Origin of the sequence: Streptomyces sp. NPDC096193 (assembly GCF_040302905.1) — a bacterium.
In the GTDB taxonomy this organism is placed as follows: Bacteria; Actinomycetota; Actinomycetes; order Streptomycetales; family Streptomycetaceae; genus Streptomyces.
The window spans coordinates 22,876-43,315 of the sequence record NZ_JBEOSJ010000004.1; the positions used below are offsets into that span (position 1 = coordinate 22,876).

At 68.7% G+C, this 20,440-nt stretch carries 19 protein-coding genes and 1 pseudogene; 9 read left to right on the forward strand and 11 right to left on the reverse strand.

The window, feature by feature from the left end; genetic code table 11:
- Nucleotides 1-15: 15 nt before the first annotated feature.
- Nucleotides 16-423 carry a MerR family transcriptional regulator gene (locus ABTX78_RS07835; RefSeq protein WP_352206279.1) on the reverse strand — a complete coding sequence of 136 codons (408 nt, stop codon included), beginning with the start codon at nt 421-423 and terminating at the stop codon, nt 16-18.
- A 112-nt stretch (nt 424-535) separates the two neighbouring features.
- On the opposite strand from ABTX78_RS07835, the gene ABTX78_RS07840 reads away from it, so the two are divergent.
- Nucleotides 536-1,609: an alkene reductase gene (locus ABTX78_RS07840; RefSeq protein WP_352205921.1), complete on the forward strand. Its 1,074-nt coding sequence runs from the start codon at nt 536-538 to the stop codon at nt 1,607-1,609.
- Nucleotides 1,610-1,921: 312 nt separating this feature from the next.
- Entirely contained in the window at nt 1,922-2,851 is a 930-nt protein-coding gene (locus ABTX78_RS07845; protein ID WP_352205922.1) for an AraC family transcriptional regulator, read from the forward strand.
- Nucleotides 2,852-3,412: 561 nt separating this feature from the next.
- Here the strand turns inward: ABTX78_RS07845 and ABTX78_RS07850 are convergent.
- The 3 genes and pseudogenes from ABTX78_RS07850 to ABTX78_RS07860 all read right to left on the reverse strand — a co-directional run.
- Nucleotides 3,413-4,072: pseudogene (locus ABTX78_RS07850) on the reverse strand (DUF6766 family protein); the annotation flags it as partial.
- A 620-nt stretch (nt 4,073-4,692) separates the two neighbouring features.
- The gene (locus ABTX78_RS07855) at nt 4,693-4,881 is read right to left on the reverse strand and encodes a hypothetical protein (protein WP_352205923.1); all 189 of its coding nucleotides are present in this window, start codon (nt 4,879-4,881) and stop codon (nt 4,693-4,695) included.
- A 73-nt stretch (nt 4,882-4,954) separates the two neighbouring features.
- Nucleotides 4,955-5,560 (reverse strand): flavodoxin family protein, encoded by a 606-nt coding sequence (locus ABTX78_RS07860; protein WP_352205924.1) that lies wholly within the window; start codon nt 5,558-5,560, stop codon nt 4,955-4,957.
- 664 nt (nt 5,561-6,224) lie between these two features.
- Here ABTX78_RS07860 and ABTX78_RS07865 point away from each other — a divergent pair.
- Nucleotides 6,225-7,409 carry a zinc-dependent alcohol dehydrogenase gene (locus ABTX78_RS07865; protein ID WP_352205925.1) on the forward strand — a complete coding sequence of 395 codons (1,185 nt, stop codon included), beginning with the start codon at nt 6,225-6,227 and terminating at the stop codon, nt 7,407-7,409.
- A gap of 97 nt (nt 7,410-7,506) precedes the next feature.
- On the forward strand, nt 7,507-8,376 hold the full coding sequence (locus tag ABTX78_RS07870; RefSeq protein ID WP_502993799.1) for an SDR family oxidoreductase: 870 nt from the start codon (nt 7,507-7,509) through the stop codon (nt 8,374-8,376).
- A gap of 65 nt (nt 8,377-8,441) precedes the next feature.
- Here ABTX78_RS07870 and ABTX78_RS07875 read toward each other — a convergent pair whose 3' ends face one another.
- Together ABTX78_RS07875 and ABTX78_RS07880 are read right to left on the reverse strand one after the other, a co-directional pair.
- Nucleotides 8,442-10,064, reverse strand: coding sequence for a phytoene desaturase family protein (locus ABTX78_RS07875; RefSeq protein WP_352205927.1), 1,623 nt, complete (start codon nt 10,062-10,064; stop codon nt 8,442-8,444).
- Nucleotides 10,065-10,074: 10 nt separating this feature from the next.
- Nucleotides 10,075-10,554: an SRPBCC family protein gene (locus tag ABTX78_RS07880; RefSeq protein WP_352205928.1), complete on the reverse strand. Its 480-nt coding sequence runs from the start codon at nt 10,552-10,554 to the stop codon at nt 10,075-10,077.
- A gap of 137 nt (nt 10,555-10,691) precedes the next feature.
- On the opposite strand from ABTX78_RS07880, the gene ABTX78_RS07885 reads away from it, so the two are divergent.
- The 4 genes from ABTX78_RS07885 to ABTX78_RS07900 all read left to right on the forward strand — a co-directional run bounded on the left by ABTX78_RS07885 (nt 10,692) and on the right by ABTX78_RS07900 (nt 13,974).
- Nucleotides 10,692-10,820, forward strand: a complete 129-nt coding sequence (locus ABTX78_RS07885; protein WP_352205929.1) for a hypothetical protein — start codon at nt 10,692-10,694, stop codon at nt 10,818-10,820.
- 311 nt (nt 10,821-11,131) lie between these two features.
- Complete coding sequence (locus tag ABTX78_RS07890; protein WP_352205930.1) at nt 11,132-11,695, forward strand: DUF2243 domain-containing protein; 564 nt, start codon at nt 11,132-11,134, stop codon at nt 11,693-11,695.
- 11 nt (nt 11,696-11,706) lie between these two features.
- On the forward strand, nt 11,707-12,582 hold the full coding sequence (locus ABTX78_RS07895; RefSeq protein WP_352205931.1) for a cytochrome c oxidase assembly protein: 876 nt from the start codon (nt 11,707-11,709) through the stop codon (nt 12,580-12,582).
- Between the two features lie 273 nt (nt 12,583-12,855).
- On the forward strand, nt 12,856-13,974 hold the full coding sequence (locus tag ABTX78_RS07900; RefSeq protein ID WP_502993830.1) for an amidinotransferase: 1,119 nt from the start codon (nt 12,856-12,858) through the stop codon (nt 13,972-13,974).
- Between the two features lie 472 nt (nt 13,975-14,446).
- On the opposite strand, the gene ABTX78_RS07905 is transcribed toward ABTX78_RS07900, so the two are convergent.
- Both ABTX78_RS07905 and ABTX78_RS07910 read right to left on the reverse strand, forming a co-directional pair.
- Nucleotides 14,447-14,842, reverse strand: coding sequence for a DUF2267 domain-containing protein (locus ABTX78_RS07905; RefSeq protein WP_352205932.1), 396 nt, complete (start codon nt 14,840-14,842; stop codon nt 14,447-14,449).
- 94 nt (nt 14,843-14,936) lie between these two features.
- Nucleotides 14,937-15,368, reverse strand: coding sequence for an Hsp20/alpha crystallin family protein (locus tag ABTX78_RS07910; RefSeq protein WP_352205933.1), 432 nt, complete (start codon nt 15,366-15,368; stop codon nt 14,937-14,939).
- A 1,474-nt stretch (nt 15,369-16,842) separates the two neighbouring features.
- On the opposite strand from ABTX78_RS07910, the gene ABTX78_RS07915 reads away from it, so the two are divergent.
- Nucleotides 16,843-17,616, forward strand: coding sequence for a class I SAM-dependent methyltransferase (locus ABTX78_RS07915; protein WP_352205934.1), 774 nt, complete (start codon nt 16,843-16,845; stop codon nt 17,614-17,616).
- 146 nt (nt 17,617-17,762) lie between these two features.
- Here ABTX78_RS07915 and ABTX78_RS07920 read toward each other — a convergent pair whose 3' ends face one another.
- From ABTX78_RS07920 to ABTX78_RS07930, 3 genes are read right to left on the reverse strand one after another with little or no spacing between them, the layout of a single operon-like run.
- Entirely contained in the window at nt 17,763-18,101 is a 339-nt protein-coding gene (locus tag ABTX78_RS07920) for an STAS domain-containing protein (protein ID WP_352205935.1), read from the reverse strand.
- Nucleotides 18,098-19,408, reverse strand: coding sequence for a PP2C family protein-serine/threonine phosphatase (locus ABTX78_RS07925; RefSeq protein ID WP_352206281.1), 1,311 nt, complete (start codon nt 19,406-19,408; stop codon nt 18,098-18,100). The genes ABTX78_RS07920 and ABTX78_RS07925 overlap by 4 nt, the downstream gene beginning before the upstream one ends.
- On the reverse strand, nt 19,408-20,211 hold the full coding sequence (locus ABTX78_RS07930; RefSeq protein WP_352205936.1) for an alpha/beta fold hydrolase: 804 nt from the start codon (nt 20,209-20,211) through the stop codon (nt 19,408-19,410). The genes ABTX78_RS07925 and ABTX78_RS07930 overlap by 1 nt, the downstream gene beginning before the upstream one ends.
- Between the last annotated feature and the right edge of the window lie 229 nt (nt 20,212-20,440).

The following is a 20,440-nucleotide window of genomic DNA, read 5'->3' on the forward strand; positions in this document are numbered from 1 at the left end:
GTTGCCAGGCAGCGTTCAGGAGCGTCGCCGTTCGCCTCCCTGACCGCCGGTGGCCGCCGCGGTCCGCAGGCTCTCGCGATGGGCCCTGGCCGAGGCTATGGTGCGGTCGAGTGTGTCCCGGGTCCGCAGGAGTTCGTCGATGTGTTCGGAGAGCCGGTCGCGCTCCAGCGCCATTCGATCGAGAGCGGCATCGGAGTTGCGCTCGCTGGGCGCGTCCACGCACGGCATAAGCTCGGCGATCGTCCTGCTGGACAGCCCGGCGGCGTACAGGCGTTGGATGAACCGCACACGCGCCACCCCGTCGTCCGTGTAGTGCCGCTGCCCACTGGCGCTACGACTGCTGGCCAACAGTCCTTGCTCCTCGTAGTAGCGCAACGACCGGACGCTGACCCCGGCCCGCTCGGCGAGCACTCCGATCCGCACGACGCCCTCCCCGGTCAACCACATCGGATCACTTGCCTCTGACATCAATGTCAGGTTCTAGCGTAGCTCCGAGCCCGGGATCCGGGCGATGCGATCGACGTAGGAGCCTGACATGACATCTCTGTTCAGCGGCCATCGGCTCGGCGAACTAACCCTTCCCAACAGGACGGTGATGGCCCCGATGACCCGTGTCAGAGCCGCCGCCGGGGGCCTCGCGACCTCCTCGATGGCCGCCTACTACGCCCAGCGGTCGACAGCCGGGCTGATCATCTCGGAGGGCGTCCAGCCCAGCCTGATCGGCCAGTCCAACCCCGGAACCCCGGGCCTGCACACCGATACCCAGACCGTGTCCTGGAGGGCAGTGACCGATGCCGTGCACGTCAACGGCGGCCGGATCTTCGCTCAGCTCATGCACGGCGGCCGCGTCTCGCACCAGGACACCACCGGTTCGCAGCCGGTCGGTCCCTCGGCTGTCGCAGCCGTCGGCGACGTCTTCACGCCGACCGGCCCGCAGCCTGCCCCGCTTCCCCGCGCGCTGGAGACCGAGGAGGTGCCCGAACACGCCCGCTCCTTCGCCGAAGCCGCCCGACGCGCCATGGACGCCGGCTTCGACGGCGTCGAACTGCACGGCGCCAACGGGTACTTGATCTCCCAGTTCCTGTCCTCCAACGCCAACCTGCGTACGGACCGCTACGGGGGCACGATCGCCGGCCGGATCCGGTTCGCCGTGGAATCCGTCGCCGCGACCGTTGACGCGGTGGGCGCCGACAGGACGGGCATCCGGCTCTCGCCCGGTGGCGGCTTCTGGGGCGTCGAGGAGACCGACGTGCCGGAGTTGTACGCGGCACTGCTCACCGAGCTGGCTCGGTTCGGCCTGGCCTACGTCCACATCGAGGCGACCGCCGCGGAGCCGGTTCTCATCGGTCTGCGCCGCACCTGGCCCGGCACCCTGATCATGAACCCGGTGCTCCCCATGGGCCCCAAGCAGGCCGGACGCACGGAAGGCGAACACTGGCTGGGCCTGGGCGCCGACCTGATCAGCTTCGGCCGCGGCTTCCTCGCCAACCCCGACTTCGTCGAGCGGCTCCGGGGCGGCCTGCCCATCGCCCCCGTGAACGAGGCCACGTACTACCAGGGCGGTGACAGCGGCTACCTCACGTATCCAACGTACCAGCACGCGGCCTGATGTTCGGGGCAGTGAGGCAGGGGAAAGCCGCTGACGCGGATTGCGCAGACCGCCCAGCGCGAAACCCCGGCCTCGGCCGGAACTGCCGACAGTCATGACTCCGCCGACAGAAAGGGCCTACCTGAAATACGCACATGCGTCCCGTTCCGACCCAATTCGCCGGTAGATCGGTGGATATGGCAGCTACCACGGGTCGCGATGGACGATGATGTACATCATCACCCATCGCACCGGCCCCCAGGAGCAGGAGGTTGCGGCATGCAGCAGTCGTCTCTCCGGAGTCAAGATCCACTGAGGTTCCGAACCACGGACGTGGACGAAGCCCGGCAGGTCATCGGAGAACGCTTCTACTCCAACTTTATCGACGTCCTCGGCGGTAACACCAAGTTCACGGCCCGGTACGGCATTGCCGCGTTCGGCCCGTTCACCTTGGGCCGGCTCGATTTCGGCGCGGATGTGCGCATACGGTTCGGCGAACTGGGGTCGTATCACGTGGACGTCCCTCTGGGCGGCCAAATGGCATGGCGCCAGGGCCCGCACACCGAATCCGTGGCAACGCCCACACGCGCGGCGGTCTTTCAGCCCTATGGCGACACGACCCTCGACCGCGTGAGCGGCGGTCATCCGCTGCTGGCCGTGAAAGTCAACGCCAAGGCATTGCACGGCCAGTTGGAGCGATTGCTCGGCCGAACCGTACGCGGCCCCCTCGTTCTCGCACCCGAACTGGACATCGGGAAAGGTGCCGGCCTGAGCTGGGTACGCATGATCCGCACGGTGTCCGACGAGATGCAGTCAGGCGGGCTGCCGGCGCGGCCCGTAGTGGCCCGTCCGCTCCAGGAGGCCCTGCTCACCGGGCTTCTTCTCGCCGCCGGACACCGCTACCGCGAGGAACTCGACCGCCCGGCCCCCGCCCTGCGACCGGGACCCGTCAAACGAGCCCTCGAAGCCATACACGGAATGCCCGAACACCCCTTCACCACCGGCGAGTTGGCGGTGCTCGCCGGGGTGAGCGTGCGGCGCCTGCAGGAGGCGTTCCAGCAGTACGTCGGCATGGCCCCGCTCGCCTATCTCACCGACATCCGACTCACCTGCATCCACGACGAGTTGCGCCGCAGCGCTCCGGGCGAAGTGAGCGTGAGCGAGGTGGCGTATCGCTGGGGGTTTGGCCACCTGGGCCGTTTCTCGGCGCGCTACCGGGCGCGCTTCGGCGAGCTGCCGTCGCAGACACTGCGTTCCGGGTGAGTTCGGCCCCGCCCCCCGGACCGAAGGCCCCGGAGACCCGAAAGGTCTCCGGGGCCTTCGCCGTTGCCGACCATCGTCCCGCGCTGCGCGGACAATGACCGCGCAAGGTGGATCGTGCCGGCGGCCACCGCGATCTAGTGTTTCCGATGTTCGCGCGCAGGCCCGTCGACGCGCGGACAGCGGCCGGCCCGGCACTACCCCGCCGGGCCGGTCACCGCCCGTCGGCGCCCAGTAACTCGCGGGCGGACAGCAGCACACAGCGGTCTGGACACGGCCGTGGTGTTCTGCATTCGCGGGAGAAGGTCCGGGCCGGTGTCGGTGCCGGCCCGGACCTTGCCACGCGAAGGCAACCTGCGGCGCAATTCCTCACGACAGCCTCGACGGAATGTCGCGCCCCCGGCGCGACCGTCCCCGAGGAGCTTGCACCAGCACCTCGCCCAGCCTGTGACACCCGGCCGATATTCAGAGCGGGTGTTCTCGACGTTCGCGGGGCCTGTCTCGGCTCACCCCGAGGCGACCTCCATGAACGTCAGCCTTCGACGCCGGTCGAGTGATGCGGCGGGTCGAGTGATGCGGCGCGCCGACCGGTTTTGATTCCGGGGAACCGCGCTGGCGGAGGTAGACCGACAGGATGGCCATGGACGCGACGGCGTGGAGTTCGGACTGCCAGTTCTGCAGGCTGCGACTCCAGAAGTCCGCTGAAGCCACGTACTCGTTCCAGGAAACCGGGGCCTGCAGTTGTCGCAGACGCTGTTCGTTGTAGGCCGCCGTGCCGGCGACGGACTGTGCCACCCACGACAGAAGGAATATCGAGGCCATCACCAGGCCGAGGGAGCGGGAGTAGAGCGCGCGCCGCCAGCCATCGGCGGCAGCCCAGCGAGGTGACTGATCAGTGGCATGCTCACCGACCTGCTGTTCCTCGTCGGACTCGGTGCCGGCCTTGCCCAGTTCCTTCGACTCCGGGGAACCCCGCTGGAGCAGCTACACGGTGCCGAAGATGTAGAGGAAGAACTGCAAATACTCGGACTGCCAGTTCTCCGTCACATCGACCGCGAAGTCTGAGGACGTCAAGTAGGCGACGAACCCGATGTGCTGGAGCCCGTCGACTGAGAGCTGCTGATTGAATTCGGCTCGTCCCGCGACAGCCTGACCGGCGAGAGTCAGCAGGAACGCAAAGCCGAAGGCGAGTCCGAGACTGTTGTCGCGCAGCCAGCGGCGCATCAGCCGCCTTCCCTCGTGGTGTGCCTGGGCGGATGTCATCGTCGCATCAGCCCGATCGCGATGAAGTAGGCCAGGCCGCCGTAGACGACGGCGAGGCAGAGCACGAACATCAGCCGCATCGCACTCACCCGCCCTTGACGACGCACTGATAGGGGCGGCCGTGTTCGGGCCGGCACCCGGCGGCGACGACCTTCCACCCACCGGAGACCTGCGACAGGAACAGCGTGTCGCCCTCCGCGACGACCCGGCCTGTCGACCTTGGGCATCGACCCGGCCGAGGGCCCCGGCCGACGGCAGCCCGAGGCCGGAGACAGCTCCGGCACACGGCTGATGCGCGGAGTCCTCGATCTCGCTGCGGGTCCCCGGCGCCAGCGCCGAGCACACGGCCACGGCGTTCTTCGAGGCCACCGCTTCCGTGAAGCGTTCGGCTGCCGTCCTCACCTGCGCCTCACGTTCGTCCAGGCTGCCGCAGCCGGTCAGCACCGCCGCCAGGACCAGGAGGGCCATGACCCGACGGCCGGCGCCCGTCGAGCAGCCATCGCCCGACGTACCGGCGTCGGCCGAATGCCCGCCCGGCGCGGGTACGTCGCGGTCCTCAACGTCTCCGACACCTCGGTCGCTCAGTGTCCGGTGCTCGGGCCCCGGTCCTTGCGGGCCGACTCCTGAGCCTCCTCACTGGTCGACAGGGCGTCCGCCGCTTCCCGGTCGTTGCTGTCACGCTCTCCGTCGTCCAGGTTCGTCTCGGCGTCCTCGAACTCGCGCAGAACCTCGTCCGCCGCCGTCTCGGTGTCGTGCTTCTTGTCCTTCATGAACATGTCCTCTCTCGATGCCCCGCGCCGGCTGCCCCTGCGACCGGAGCCCTGCGTCGGTTGCCCAGTCAGCTCACTGTCCGCTGGGCGGGTACGGGTGGTCGGCGAGTCGTCGGGCCAGGTGGACGGCGTTGACGGCGAGCGTGTGCGTCGTCGCCTTCACGGCTTCGGGTGTCTCCTTCAGCTCCTGGTAGTCGGTTCCCTGCTGCGCCTCGCCGACCCAGTACGTGACCGCTCCCGGGGCAAGTGAGAAGCCGATGTCGTTCAGCCCTTGGAAGACATTGGCGCTCACGTTGTGCGCGCCGTCCTCGTTGCCCACCACCGCCACGGCCGCGACCTTGTTGTACACGAGCGGTCGGCCCTCGTCGTCCGTCTCGGACATCTCCGCGTTCAGGCGCTCCAGGACGCGCTGGCAGATGCTGGAGGGATGCCCCAGCCAGATCGGTGTGGCGATGAGCAGGATGTCGGCCTGCATGACCTTCTCCCGCAACCCGGGCCATTCGTCACCCTCGCCCATGTCGGTCGCCACCCCAGGCCGCACGTCGAAGTCCGCCACCCGCACGAGTTCACCCTCCACGCCGAGCTCACGGAATTCCGTCATCACCTGCTCGGCGAGCAACTGACTGCTGGAGGACGTGGGCGAGGCGTTCAGCGAACAGACGAGCGAAAGTGCGCGCATCGAGAATTACTCCTTCGGACCAATGGACAGCTTCGTCTCCACCGGCGGCAGCCGTCATGACACCACCCGTAGAGGGTTCCTCGGTTCGCCGACTACCCCGGCGAAGTCGCCGCAGCACCTCCGAACGGACCAGCCGGTGGACCGCGGGCGCCCCGCCGTCCTGAGGCCCTACCACAGCACCGTTACGGTGTGTGAACCTCTCCCGAGCGATCGGAGACCAGTGCCGCGCCCGGAGCGCCACTCCCCCGCCGCGGTTGTCGGCGGCTCCGGTTGCGGCTCCCCGTAAACCGGGTACCGGAAGATGCCGTTCTGACCGCTGTGCATGAACCGGGCAATGGGGGTACTCGGCACAGCATGATTCCCGGGCAGCCCTCTGGCATCGTGACCGGTGCGGCCATCGCCATCGGCTTCGAGACGGCCCTGGCGACAACCGGCCGAGGCTCCGACCTGGTCAGCCCTGCCGAGATCCACGAAAGGCCTCCACGCCCGTGCGTCGGCGAGGACAAGATCGTCGGTGGTTCGGCGGGGACCACGGCGCAAGAACCGGCCGTCACGGTGCTGTCTGAAGGGCGAAAGCCGAGGCCGCCCGCAGCAGGGCCGCCCGGGGAACGGGCGAGGGAATGCGGACCGGTCCGTACGACCCCATGAAGAAAGGGATGGACGTATGAAGGCGCTGACATGGCACGGCAAGCGGGACGTACGGGTCGACACGGTCCCCGATCCCACCATCCAGGATCCGACCGACGTGATCATCAAGGTGACCACCACCGGCCTGTGCGGTTCCGACCTCCACCTGTACGAAGTGCTCGGCCCGTTCCTCGACGCCGGCGACATCCTGGGCCACGAACCGATGGGCATCGTGGAGGAAGTCGGCCCCGAGGTCACCAATGTGCGGACGGGTGATCGTGTCGTCGTCCCCTTCAACGTCTCCTGCGGCACCTGCTTCATGTGCGAGCAGGGCCTGCAATCGCAGTGTGAAACGACTCAGGTCCACGAACATGGCACCGGCGCCTCGCTGTTCGGCTACACGAAGCTCTACGGGCAGGTGCCAGGCGGGCAGGCCGAATACCTGCGCGTACCGTTCGGGAACACCCTGCCCATCGCCGTCCCGCCGGGCCCTCCGGACGAGCGGTTCGTCTACCTCTCCGACGTCCTGCCGACCGCCTGGCAGGCCGTCGACTACGCGGCCGTCCCTCCCGGCGGCACCGTGGTGGTGCTGGGTCTCGGCCCCATCGGCGACATGTCCACCCGTATCGCCGCCCATCGCGGCGCCGGCAAGGTCATCGGCATCGACCTGGTGCCGGAGCGGCTGGAGCGGGCCAAGGCGAACGGCGTGCACGTGCTCGACCTCCAGGAGCACGGCGACAAGATCGTGGAAGCCGTGCGCGACCTGACGGACGGCCGGGGCGCCGACTCCGTCATCGACGCCGTCGGCATGGAAGCGCACGGCGCTTCCGCTGCCAAGGCCGCCCAGCACATGACCACGCTCCTGCCCAATGCCCTGGCCGCCAAGATGATGCAGCGCGCCGGTGTGGACCGCCTCTCCGCCCTGTATCTGGCCATCGACCTCGTGCGACGGGGCGGGACCATCTCGCTGTCCGGCGTGTACGGCGGTATGGCCGACCCCATGCCCCTGCTGACCATGTTCGACAAGCAGATCCAGCTGCGCATGGGCCAGGCCAATGTCTGGCGCTGGGTGGACGACCTCCTGCCCCTCCTCACCGACAACGACCCGCTCGGCGTCGAGGGCTTCGCCACCCACCGACTTCCGCTGGAGCAGGCCCCGGATGCCTACGAGATGTTCCAGAAGAAGCAGGACGGCGCGGTGAAGGTCGTCTTCACTCCCTGACCCGCCGCAGACGGCGCCTGCCCGCGGCGGACGGCGGCTCTCGTCGCTGCCGCTGGGCAGGCGGCCAACGCAATCGCAGCATCTGGAGCGCGCAGTGATGAACCACCGGAACCCGCTGGAAGGCCGCGTCGCCGTCGTGACGGGCGCCGCCCGCGGTCTGGGCGAGGGCATCGCCCGGCACCTGGCCCGGCGCGGTGCCCGTCTGGCTCTTGTCGGCCTCGAGGAAGAACGACTGGCCGCTGTGGCAGCCTCCCTTCCCACGACGGCGAAGCACTGGGCAGTGGATGTCACCGACGCCGGCGCGTTGAGGCGGGTCGCCGAGGACGTGAGCAGTTCCCTCGGTCCGCCGTCGGTGGTGGTGGCCAATGCCGGCCTCGCGGAAGGCGGCCCGTTCGCCGAATCCGATCCGGCACTGTGGCGGCGCGTCATCGAGGTGAACCTGATCGGCAGTTCGCTCACCCTCCGTGCCTTCCTGCCCGCGTTGACGGCGACGCACGGCTACTACCTGCAGATCGCATCACTCGCCTCCATGGGCGCCGCGCCCATGATGAGCGCCTACTGCGCCTCCAAGGCCGGCGTCGAGTCCTTCGCGCACGCGATGCGCGCCGAACTGGACCCCTCAGGGGTCGGCGTCGGTATCGCCTACCTGAACTGGACCGACACCGACATGATCCGCGACGCGGACCAGCACGCGGTGTTGCGAGAGCTACGGGCCCATATGCCCGGACCCGCCCGCAAGATCTACCCTGTCGACACCGTCGCCGCGCGGCTGGTCACGGCCGTGGAGCGGCGTTCGCCCACCGTCTACGCCCCCGCCTGGCTCCGCTGTGTGCAGGCCGTACGCGCAGCTCTGCCGGGCCCGGTGACCCACCTCGCCCGTCGGAGCCTCACCAGCTCCCCCTTCACCGCGACCGGCCCGCTCGGGGCAGGCGGCCGCGCGGCCGCGGAGCGCAGCGACGCGGCCTGATCCGGCCGCTCGCAGAGCTCGCTCCTCCGATCAGCGAGACGGCCGAATACTGGTTGGCTCCGCCTTCAGCGCTGCTGAATGCGGAGCCGACCGGCAAGAAGCCGCTGCGCCGAGGTGAGCACGCGAGCCGCACCCGCGGTGCTGCGGATCGCCGCGCGCGCCGCGTTGGCGCCGCAGGCGCCATGCACTCCGCCGCCCGGGTGCGCGGACGCCGACGCGAGATACAGACCCCGCACCGGAGTTTCGGGGCGCCCGGTGCCCGGCACCGGCCGGAAGACGAGCTGCTGATGCAGGCTGGCCGTACCTCCGTTGATCGCCCCACCGTGCAGGTTGGCATCGAGGGCCTGGAGGGTCGGCGGCGCAAGAATCCGGCGAGCCCGGATGAGCGAGCGGAATCCGGGGGCGAAGCGCTCCACCTGCCGTTCCACGCGGTCGGCCATGGCGTCCTGTTCCCGTTCGTCCCACGCGCCGGTGATGCCGTCCTCACCCGCGTCGCCGGTGGTGGTCTGCGGGACATGGGTGTAGGCCCAGGCGGACTCGGTTCCTGCCGGGGAACGAGAGGGATCGGCGGTTGTCATCTGCCCCAGCAAGGTGAAGGGCCGATCGGGTACCCGGCCGGCGGCGAGCTGGGCCGCGAAGCGGCTGAGTTCGTCCACGCTGTCGGACAGGTGCACGGTGCCCGCGCCGCCGGCGGCCTCAGCGGTCCAGGGAATCCGGCCTGCCAGTGCCCAGTCGATCTTGAAGGTGGCGAAGTCCCACTGGAAGCGCTGCATGCTGTCCAGCAGTGCGCGCGGCAGATGCCGCTCGTCCACCAGTCCCCCGTAGAGGTCGGGCGCCGAGACGTCCGCCAGCACACCGCGGCGCACCGGGATCGCTTCTCCGCTTGCCGTGCGCACGCCCACGGCGCTGCCGCCTCGTACGACGATCTCCCGTACGCGTTCGCCGCAACGCACTGAGCCGCCACGGCGTTCGAGGCGACGTACGAGCGCGGTCGACAGCTGTCCCGCACCCCCGACAGGAACCGGGAAGCCGTAGTGCTGCCCCAGCATGCACAGCAGCCACCCGTAACCCCCGCTGCCCGCCGCCTCCGGCGCCAGATCCGCATGCAGGGCATTGCCTGCCAGCAGCAGCCTGCCGCCGTCACCACGGAACTCCTCCTCACCCAGGCGACGCGCGGGAAGCACGAGAGACCGGGCAAGGGGCAGACCGACCGGCCCGCGCAGGCGCAACGCGAGGCGGGCGCCCGCCTTGAGCGGTGGGAAGGGCGTGAACAGCGCGTCCAGGAGGTCCCGGCTGATCTCCTTCCAGGTGCCGCACATACGCGCCCAGGCAGGTCCGTCTCCCGCGGCGAATGCGTCCAGCCCGTCGGCGGTGGCTTCCATCGACCGTTCGAGGACGGCGCACCGCCCGTCGGGCAGGGGGTGGGCGAGCACGGACGGCGCGTGAGCCCAGCTCAGGCCCTCGGCCTGGAGTTGCATGCCCTGGATGACGGGCGACGCCGCGGCGAGCGGGTAGAAGGCGCTGAACATGTCGCTCGTGTAGGCGGGGTCCACACCGCGGTCGCTGCGGACAGCGCCTCCGGGCTCGTCCTGTGCTTCGAGGACCTCGACGCTCCAGCCCGCGTCCGCCAGGAGGTTCGCTGCCACCAGACCGTTCGGCCCTGCTCCGATGACCACGGCGTCCAGCATGGTCAGACCCTCACGACCGGTGGGAGTGAGACGTGGCGGCGGCGGAAACTGCCTGCTTCGTCGCGCGCTCCACCGTTTCGGCAAGGCGGGGAAGCATGGTGCGGTGCCGCAACTGGATGAGGAGGTCGAGCGGTGCGGTATGAAGCGTTCCTCCCAGCCCTCGCAGCGGATGCTCATCCACGATGACCAGGGTGTGCGCACCCCAGGGCCTCACCTCGATGGCAATGCGGGCTGTGCCGAGGCGGCCGCTGTGCGCTTCGAGTTCCAGCCACTGGGGAGGTTCGAAGCGCCGCACCGTGGTACGACCTTCGTACGACCAGGGGCCCAGACTCACCTGGTACTCCAGGGCCGCGTCGACGTGCGGCCACCGGTCGTCGAGCGGCCGTGAAGCCGTGGTGCCCACCACCCACTCGCCATAGAGGTCGGGATTCTCCAGGACCGCCCAGACCGCTTCGGGCGAGTGCTCGATGACTTGGTGCCGAATCGCCACGACAAACCCCTCACATGATCACAAACTGGCCGACGGCAGCCTAGTACCCCTCTCCCGGCACAGCATGCGCAGAACACACTGGCCAGGAGGTGACGCGCTTACCGGCGGGTCGGCAGCTGGGCTCAGATGCTCCGGGCATGGAAGACGACCGGCTCTTCCTCGTTCACCAGGAGATTTCCGTGCAGTACACGGACCGGGAGTCGGGCCGGCCGGGCGTCGACCTCCGCGGTCGGCGCCGGGACACATCCACCGCGGTGACCCGGTAGCCCCGCTGCGCAGCGATCAGAGTCGGCGCGCCCGTACCGGTGCCGATGGCATTTCCGCGCACGGCAGGGGCGCCTTGGCGACGCAAGGCTTCAGCCAGGCAGAGCGATGTCGTCTTGCGGGGCGTAGACGCCCGCCAGTGCAATGAACGTGACTCCAGCCGAGTATCCCGATCCGACCGGATGATCGGCCATAACGGTTCCGGTGGCTCACGCTCGGTGCTCTGTTCGGAGGACGGGGACCGGGATGAGTACCGCCGAGAGGGAAACCCGCTCTGGAAGCACCTCCAGGCAGCGAAGAAGCGGAGACGACGATGGCCACCACGACGGGTGAGGCCCGTGACCACCTTGCACAACCGCGAAGTATCACGTCACCGGGCATCGTGCTCGGAGTGGGGATGGGCGGGTTCGTCGACGGCATCCTGCTGCATCAGCTGTTGCAGTGGCACCACATGCTCAGCAGCACCAACCACGACCGCATCGGTGTGAAGTACTACAACCCCCACACGGTCTCCGGCCTGGAGATGAACACGGTGTGGGACGGGATCTTCCACACCGTGTGCTGGCTCTCGGTGCTGCTCGGACTGGCCCTTCTGTATGCGCGGGTCACCGACCATCGGCTGCGGGTGTGGACCTCGCGTGTGCTGTGGGGCTGGGTGCTCGTGGGCTGGGGCCTTTTCAACCTCGTCGAGGGCGTCCTGGACCATCACATCCTGGGCATCCACCACGTCTACGCCGGTGACGGCCAGGTGTGGTGGGACATCGGCTTCCTCGTCCTGGGAGCCCTGCTGGTGGCCGGCGGCTACCTGCTCCAGCGCAGCGGTCAGCCCTTCGACCCGAACGCCCCCGACGGTCGGCACGAAGGCCGACGGCACTGATGGGGCACGACATGTCCGAGCACGGGCACGCGGTAGGCAGCGGCGTTCTGCAGGTGCTGCTGCCCGGGTTCGTGTTGGCTGTGGCCGCCGGGGCGTATCTGCTGCTGGCTGTCCGGGCCCGCGGGCGCAATCCCGCCCGTGGATGGAGTCCACGGCGCACAGCGGCCTTCCTGACCGGAATCCTCCTGCTCGGAGTGGCACTCCTGCCGCCCGTGGCGCCCTTCGCGCACGCCGACTTCCGCGGCCACATGACGCAGCACATGCTCATCGGTATGTACGCGCCGCTGGCCCTGGTGCTGGGTGCGCCCCTCACCTTGTTGCTGCGTACGCTGCCGACGGCCCGTGGCCGGCAGCTGACCGTGGTGCTCCACAGCCGCCCCGCCCGCGCCCTCGCCCACCCGGCCATCGCGCTGCTGCTGTCCTCCGGCGGTCTTGCGGTGCTCTACTTCACTCCCCTGTACAACGCGGCCACGGGCAACACGGTCGCCCACTGGCTGCTGCACGCGCACTTCCTCCTGTCCGGATGCCTGTTCGCCTACGCCATCTCCGGTCCCGACCCCGCTCCCTCACGGCCCGGCGTGCGCGCACGCCTGGTCTACCTCGGCGTCGCCATCGCCGCGCACGCGGTGATTTCTCAGCTCATGTACGGCGGCTTCTGGGTGGACATCCGCGCACCCGTCGACCAGGTCCAGGCAGGTGCCGAGATCATGTACTACGGCGGCGACTTCGCCGAACTGCTTCTGGCAGCCGCGCTGGTCAGCACATGGCGTCCCCGCGATCGGCGCGTGACACCCCGTAGCGCGGGCGCGCCAGGCAGAGCAGCTGCCCGGTCGGCGTCGTTTCCCGGGAGCCCGGCCGGCGTGCTCCACCCCGGCGGCGGCAGCTGAAGTCTCCGGGATCCGCCACTGACCCGGGCGCGTTCCCGTTGATGGCCGACCGAAAGCACATGGGCGGCCAAGGAGGCCGGAGGCTGCGGCAGCCGCAATGCGCCCGAGCGGTGGGCTCGTGCGGCTTTTCCGCGGGGTCCGTCCGGCAGACGCCCGGCCACCCGATCGAGTACCGCGGCCGTTGAGAGGCGAGAGCCCGGGTACCCATAGTGAGGAGTGGCGGCTGACGGCACGCCGCCTGGTCAAGAGGGGAGGCGGTGGGCCATGGCTACGATGCAGGGAACGGATACACGAGGCACAGCTGCCACACCGCTGGTGTCGCCGGTCAGTTCCCACAATGAGTGGGATCCGCTGGAAGAGGTTGTGGTCGGTCGCCTCGACGGCGCCACCATCCCCTCCGGCCATCCGGTCGTCACCTGCAACATCCCTCCCTGGGCGGCGCGACTGCAAGCGCTTGCCGCAGGGCGCGCCTACCCACGACGGCTGATCGAACCGGCACAGGTCGAGCTCGACGGGTTCGTCGCCCTCCTGCAGTCCCTCGGCGTCACCGTAACGAGGCCGGACCCGGTCGATCACCGGCAGCGCTTCGCCACTCCTGACTGGTCATCGCGCGGGTTCTGCAACTCCTGTCCGCGGGACAGCCTTCTCGTCGTCGGAGACGAGATCATCGAGACGCCGATGGCATGGCCCTGCCGGTACTTCGAGACGCACTCCTACCGCAGGCTTCTCAAGGACTACTTCCAACGCGGGGCCCGTTGGACGGCTGCACCGAAGCCACAGCTCACCGACGCACTCTTCGACCCGGATTTCAGCCCACCGAAGCCCGGCGAGGCCATGCGCTACATCCTCACCGAGTTCGAGCCCGTCTTCGACGCGGCGGACTTCGTGCGTGCCGGACGCGACCTGTTCGTGACACGCAGCAACGTCACCAATCGCATGGGCATCGAGTGGCTGCGCCGTCATCTCGGATCCGGCTATCGCATTCACGAGATCGAGAGCCGCTGCCGAACCCCCATGCACATCGACACGACGTTCCTCCCCCTGGGCCCAGGCAAGGCCCTGGTCAATCCCGAATACATCGACGTCAACCGGCTGCCGGACGTCCTGAAGTCATGGGACATCCTCGTCGCCCCCGAGCCCGATCCCATCGGGGAGCGGCTGCTGAAGGTCACGTCCATGTGCGGTAAGTGGCTCAGCATGAACGTCCTCATGATCGACGAAGGGCGAGTCCTCGTGGAGCGCCACCACACAGCGATGCTGCGGGCCGTCGAAAGGTGGGGGTTCGAGCCGATCCCGTGCGACCTGATCCACTACGCCCCGTTCGGCGGATCCTTCCACTGCGCGACGCTCGACATCCGGCGTCGCGGCACGCTCGAGTCTTATGTCGACTAGCCAACCATCAGGTGGTGCGCTCGACGGCGGTCAGTCTTCTGATCCTCGGCAGATCCACGAAGCGCCGCCGCGCATGCGACGAGCCGCTGCTGTACCGCCTCTGCGAACGGCGTTACGGGTACGGCGTGCCCGCCCTCGCGTCGCGCTGCGCGGACGGGCACAGGACGCTGCCGCGGCGGCGGAAAGGATCAGCCGGCCGCGAGCAGCGGGCCGCTCGTTCGCCGGACCGCCGGGCGACCATCAGCATTGATCAGGTGCCCAACCGGAGCCCGAGCAACCGCCTGCGGTCAGACATACAGAAGCCCTGGACCACGGGTGTCCAGGGCTCCCGCCCACTTCGCCGGGTCCTGCTCAACGCCTCGGGGCCGGTGCGGGTTACGCGGTCACGGCAATCCGTCAGGCCGGCCCCCAAAAGTCGCGCCTTACGGGAGTGGCGGGTGCCCGGGGGCCGGGCACCCTCTGAGTTCGGCGGTCAGGTGGGCTGCGGGCGGCCGAATAGGAGGTCGTAGCCGGCGGGCAGCTGGAGCAGAATCTGCTCCATGAGGTCGTCGCCGGCGGCGTCGGCGACGGTACTGAGGACGGCGCTGACGTCCCAGGTCGCGGTCGCTTCCGTGGCCCCTTCGATCCAGGCCGCGGTGGCGCGCACGAACCGCTCGGGCGGGAGCGGCTCGGCGCTCTGCAGCGGGTTGAGGAGGATCAGGGCGAAGGCTTCCGGCAGACATGCGGCCAGTTGAGCACGCACCCCGCCGACCAGGTGGGCGCCGAGCAGGGCGAGAACGACGCGGGCCGCGCGTTCCGCTTCCTGAACGGTCTTGTACTCACCGCGCTCCTTCACCTGGTCGAGGAACGCTTCCCATCGCAGCGTCATGTCAGCCGCCACCTCTCTTGGCTGCGGGTGCGCAGGACGGGTGAGGGGATCAGGCGCGCGTCCTGCGCCGCTGTTCGGCCCTTGGTCGCCCGGTTCAGCCGGAGATCTCCTTGCGGGAGGACTCCCCTCCGACAGCAATCTTGCGGGGCTTTGCGCGCTCGGCGATCGGGATACGCAGGGTGAGCACACCGGCTTCGTAGTCGGCCCGGATGCGCTCGGTGTCCATGGTGTCCGCCAGAACGAGCTGGCGGGAGAACACGCCCAGCGGCCGCTCCGAAAGCTCCATCTGAACGTCGTCGGCCTTGACGACGGGCCTGCGCTCGGCCTTGACGGTCAGCATGTTGCGCTCGACGTCGATGTCGATCGCCTCCGCGCTGACGCCGGGAAGATCGAAGGCCACCACGTACTCGTCGCCCTCCCGGTAGGCGTCCATCGCCATCGCGGCCGGTCGCGTCCAAGTGCCGGAGCCGGTCAGCTGCTGGGCGAGGCGGTCGAGTTCACGGAAGGGGTCGGTGCGCATCAACATCGCGAAACACCTCCAGAAGGTTCGGGCTGTACCCGCCAATGCGCTTCACTGTCACCGTTCTAACATGTCATCCAATGGATGACAAGCACTCTGTCATCGGAAGGATGACAATCTTGTGGGAGCACTCGTGACCGCGGACGGGCAGCTGCCCATCCCCCCGCCGGCACCCCTGGCCGGGCGTCGCTGCGTGGAGCCGCTGGCGGCCAGGTCGCCGAACGGCGGGCCCTGCGGTTCTACCTCGGCCCCGCACTTACCACCGGCCAAACCACACGTCCGGGCAGCACGCGCCCGCCGCGCCGACGCCACCCCCCTCGTCACATTGGGCCGCGACATCACCGTGCACCCTGAGCCGCCTCCCATCGCAAGCGGACTGGCGCTGCGCTAGGCCCCTCCGGCCGGCCGGCCGGGCGGCCGGGCTCGCCCTGCCCTCCGAGCCGCACGCAGGGGACACGCACTGCGTGACACCACGAGCCAAGCGGCGCCTCGATGCCGGTGTCGTAGTCGGCCACGTCGATGGCGTCGTGATGCGCCGTCAGGTGGAGTGTGCAGGCCCCGCCGTGACCCCAGGACACTCAGCGACTTCACACGCGATCTGACACCTACAACCGCACGGCATCCCCCAAGACGCGCCGGTGTCTACCGGAGCAGTGACCTGGCACATAGAGGCCGCCTCACGCCCTGTTCCGCTTGAGAGCGACTTCCTCACTGCCGGAGACTCAAAAATCTATGTCGGCCAGAGTAGACATTGAGGGGCCACGTGGTTATGGTTTCTCCCGTAGCCCAGAGAGACAGCAAGGCCCGGCAGACACGAACTGCCGGGCAGCAGTATGTGAATTGGCAGTTCGCAGTGCGGTGCGGTGGTGGAGTTTCGAAGCCAGGGCGGTTGCAGGACGGCGACGGGACTGACGACCGGACCGGGCGGCCCGCAGGATCAGGGGCTGCCGTAGGTAAGTGCAGTTCGTCTCATCAGCAGTGCGGTGTCAGTGGTTCCCCCGGTAAAGGCGTCGACTGCGCGCGCGTACCGGGAAGTTCGACAGCAGGGCCCTTAGCCAGAGCACACGCAGGACCGGTGTCGGGTTGGGCTGTCGACGAGTGGCGCTGTTCGAGGCCACCAGCAGTATCCAGTTTCGAATTGGCAAGTGATTGATTCAGAGGGAAGAACGGAGGATCGAGCGCCATCAGGAGCGCCCGGGCCGAGTGTTGGGTCCGGGTACCGCAGGACATCGACAGTGAGGTGGTCTCCGGTCACGCATCCGCGATCCCCGCACCCCCGACCGCGTCTTGGTCGGGCCTGCGGAAACAGAAGGCCGACGCAGTATCAGGGTCGGCAGATGGTGTAGCAGTTCCTTCGGGGCCCTGGTGCCGGTACGGCACCAGGGCCCCTCCATTCGTTCCACACCATCGCCGAAGCTCCCTCACATTGCGCTGCACCTGGGGCACGTCCGGCAGATCATGTGACGACTAGGCTGTGACGATGGACCGCGCAACCGACGTGCCCGAGAGTCTCGCCCAGTCTGCGGATTCGGTCCGGGTGAATGACTACGACAGCTTCGCCGAGGCGTACTCGGCGGAGAACGAGACCAACCTCGTCAACGCGTACTACGAGCGGCCCGGGATGCTGGCCCTCGCCGGAGACGTGGCCGGCCGTCGGATCCTGGACGCCGGCTGTGGCTCAGGCTCCCTGTCCGCCGCACTGCGCGACCGCGGCGCGGTCGTCACCGGCGTCGACGCCAGCGCCGTGATGCTGGCGTTGGCCAGGCGGCGGCTGGGTGACGGCGTTGCCCTGCACGTGGTCGACCTGAGCGACCGTTTACCTTTCGACGATGGCGCGTTCGACGACGTAGTCGCGTCGCTGGTACTGCACTACCTGGAGGATTGGGGGCCGACGCTGGCCGAGATACGGCGAGTACTCAAGCCCGGCGGCCGGCTGATCGCGTCGGTGGACCACCCTTTCGTGGCCTACACGATCCAGGATCCGCGGCCCGATTACTCCGCTACCACCAGCTATACCTTCGACTGGACGTTCAACGGACAGTCCGTTCCGATGAGGTTCTGGCGCAGGCCGTTGCACGCGATGACCGATGCCTTCACCACCGCCGGTTTCCGTCTTTCCGTCATCAGCGAACCGCAGCCCGACCCGGCCGCCCGCGAGCTGTTCCCCGACGAGTTCCATGCCCTCTCGACCAAAACCTGCTTCCTGTTCTTCATCGTCGAGGTACCGCCGTCGGCGGCGAGCTCGGACGAATAGCTGGTCGCGCCCCGGAAGCATCCAAGTCCCTCGTCGGGGTGATGCTGCCGGGCGGGCGATTTTCCCGGCACTTGCGGCACGCTCCCGCGGGCCCCGACGCATCCCCGCTCGCAATATGGCCGTCGTCTGGTGAGCGCGTGGGCAGGTCAGGAACGGGTGGCGGCCGCGCTGTCAGGGTGGATGGGGAAGATCTGATCCAGGCCGACAATGCGCAGGATGCGCAGCGTGTGGGCGGGTACGCCCGCGAGCGCGATGTCTGCTCGGGCGGCCTGGGCGTGGTTGTGCGCAGCGATCAGGGCGGTGAGACCGCTGGAGTCGCAGAATTCCATACCGCACAGGTCGAGAACGAGGCGCTGGCCCGGCCGGAGAGCGATCGTGGGGATCAACTCGCGCAGGTCGGGGGCGTTGTCATAGTCGAGCTCGCCGAAAATCTCCAGAACGGGACCGGTGGCGGCGTCTCGGGTGGTGATCTTCAGTGGGCTCATCGGTTGCTTTTCGTCAGGGGCGCGGGGGCCGGGACGCCGAGGGCGAGCAGGGCGGTGTCGTCGTCCACGCCGTCGCCGAAGCTGCTCAGCAGGCCGGTGAGGGCGTGGACCAGGGCGGACGCGGGCTTGCCGGCCTGGTCGGCGGCGAAGGCGAGCAGGGCCTCGTCACCGTACAGACTGCCGCGGTCCTCGCCGGTGCGGGCTTCGGTCAGGCCGTCGGTATAGAGCAGAAGCGTGTCGCCCGGGCCGAGCACGGTCGTGGCGGCAGTCAGGTGAGCAGACGGCAGGATGCCGACGAGGAGGCCACCGGGAGTGGGCAGGAAGTCGGCCTCACCGTCGGCGCGCACGATGATGACCGGGGGGTGCCCGCCTGAGGCGATGCGGATGGAGACGTGGCCGGTCGCGGGGTCGGGTTCGAGGATTCCGAACACTGCGGTGCAGAAGCGCGGGTCGCCGCCGGCGGCGTAACGCTCGTGGAGCACCTTGTTGAGGGTGGTCAGAGCGGAGACGGGATCGGGGTCGTGCAGGGCGGCGGCGCGCAGCGTGTAGCGGGTCAGTGAGGTGACCGCGGCGGCCTGGGGGCCCTTGCCGCACACGTCACCGAGGAAGAAGCCGAAACGTTTGCCGTCGATGGGGAAGACGTCATAGAAGTCGCCGCCGAGCCGGTCGGGATGGGCTGTGTGGTAGTACGCGGCCGTGTCCACCCCGGGTACCGGCGGCAGAATGTCGGGGAGCAGGGACTGCTGGAGAACGGCCAGGGCATCCTGCAGCCGCGCGCGGTCGGCCTCCGCCTGCCGGCGAGCTTCCTCGGCCTGCTTGCGGGCTTCCTCGGCCGCCTTCCTTCCGCGCAGTAGTTCCTGTTCGTAGGCGCGGCGGTCCCGGGCGTCGAAGGTGGTGATACGGATCAGCAGGGGCTCTCCGGTAGTGCCGTGCTTGACCACGGCGGAGACCAGCACCGGCATCCGGCCGCCGTCGGTCTGCTTGATCTCCAGCGCGATGCCGCTGATCTCGCCCTGCATGCGCAACAGCGGCGCGAAGTGCGTCTCGTGGTACAGCTTGCCGCCCACGGTCAGCAGGTCGGTGAACCGCATCCGGCCCACCACCGCGTCACGCTCCAGACCGAGCCAGTCCAGCAGCCTGGCGTTGATCCTGGCGATGGTGCCATCCATCAGTGTGGACAGATAGCCGCACGGCGCGCCCTCGTACAGTTCCTCGGCGCTGTCCTCGAGCAGGGCGGCGAACGCGGCGCTGGAGGCGTTCTCGTCGTCGGCCTCGTGCGGATCGGGATGGTGCCCGGTCCGGCACATCATCGCAAGTCCGCCAGGAAATTCCGCACCGCGTCATTGGTGGCTTCTGGCGCCGACAGGTGCGGGCAGTGTCCGGTCGCGTCCAACGTGACCAGCCTCGACCCGGGGATCGCCTGGTGGACGAACGCGCCGACCTCCCGGGGGGAGATCACGTCCTGGGTGCACTCGAGTACCAGGGTCGGCACTGCCACCCTCTTCAGATCCTGCCGCGAGTCCGACAGGAACGTCGTCCGGGCGAAGACGCGAGCCATGTCCGGATCGGTGGCGCAGAAGCTGTTCTTCAGCTCCTCACCGAGTTCCGGCCGCTCCGCGTTCCCCATGATCACCGGCGCCATCGCCGCCGACCATCCCAGATAGTTCGACTCCAGGGACTCCAGCAGCTCGTCGATGTCACCGGCGCTGAATCCTCCCCGGTAGCCGTCGTCATCGATGTACCGCGGAGACGGCGCGACCATCACATGTGCCCCGATCCGCTCCGGAGCCATGCCGGCCGCCAGTACACCGATCATCGCGCTGACCGAGTGGCCTACAAATACCGCGTCACGGAGATCCAACGCCTCACAGACCTCCACCACGTCCCGAGCGTACCCGTCCAAGGACGCGTAACGGTCCTCCGAGAACGCGGACGAATCCGAGCGTCCCGCACCGACGTAGTCGAACAGCACCAGCCGGTAGTCCTCAGCCAGCGCAGGCACGGTCAGCCGCCACATGTTCTGGTCGCAACCGAACCCATGAGCCAGCACCACCGTCCGCCCCTGAGGGTTGCCGACGACGGTGACGTTGTTCCTGCGAGCGATATCCATGACGGGCAGTCTCTCAGGCTCCACCCAGGGGTCCGACGGGGGCCCGAATCCTGCACGCCCCTCCCGACGCCTTCACGAACCGCCTGGCTGACGATGCCCCCAAGACCAGGCGGTCACGTGAGGTCGGTTGAACGGGGTCCCTCCTCGTGGTCCCGTCACGCCGTCGGCCACCGCGCGCCGGCGTCGTCGATGACCGGCGCGGTCCTCGTGGCAGCCGCAGTGGTGGTGC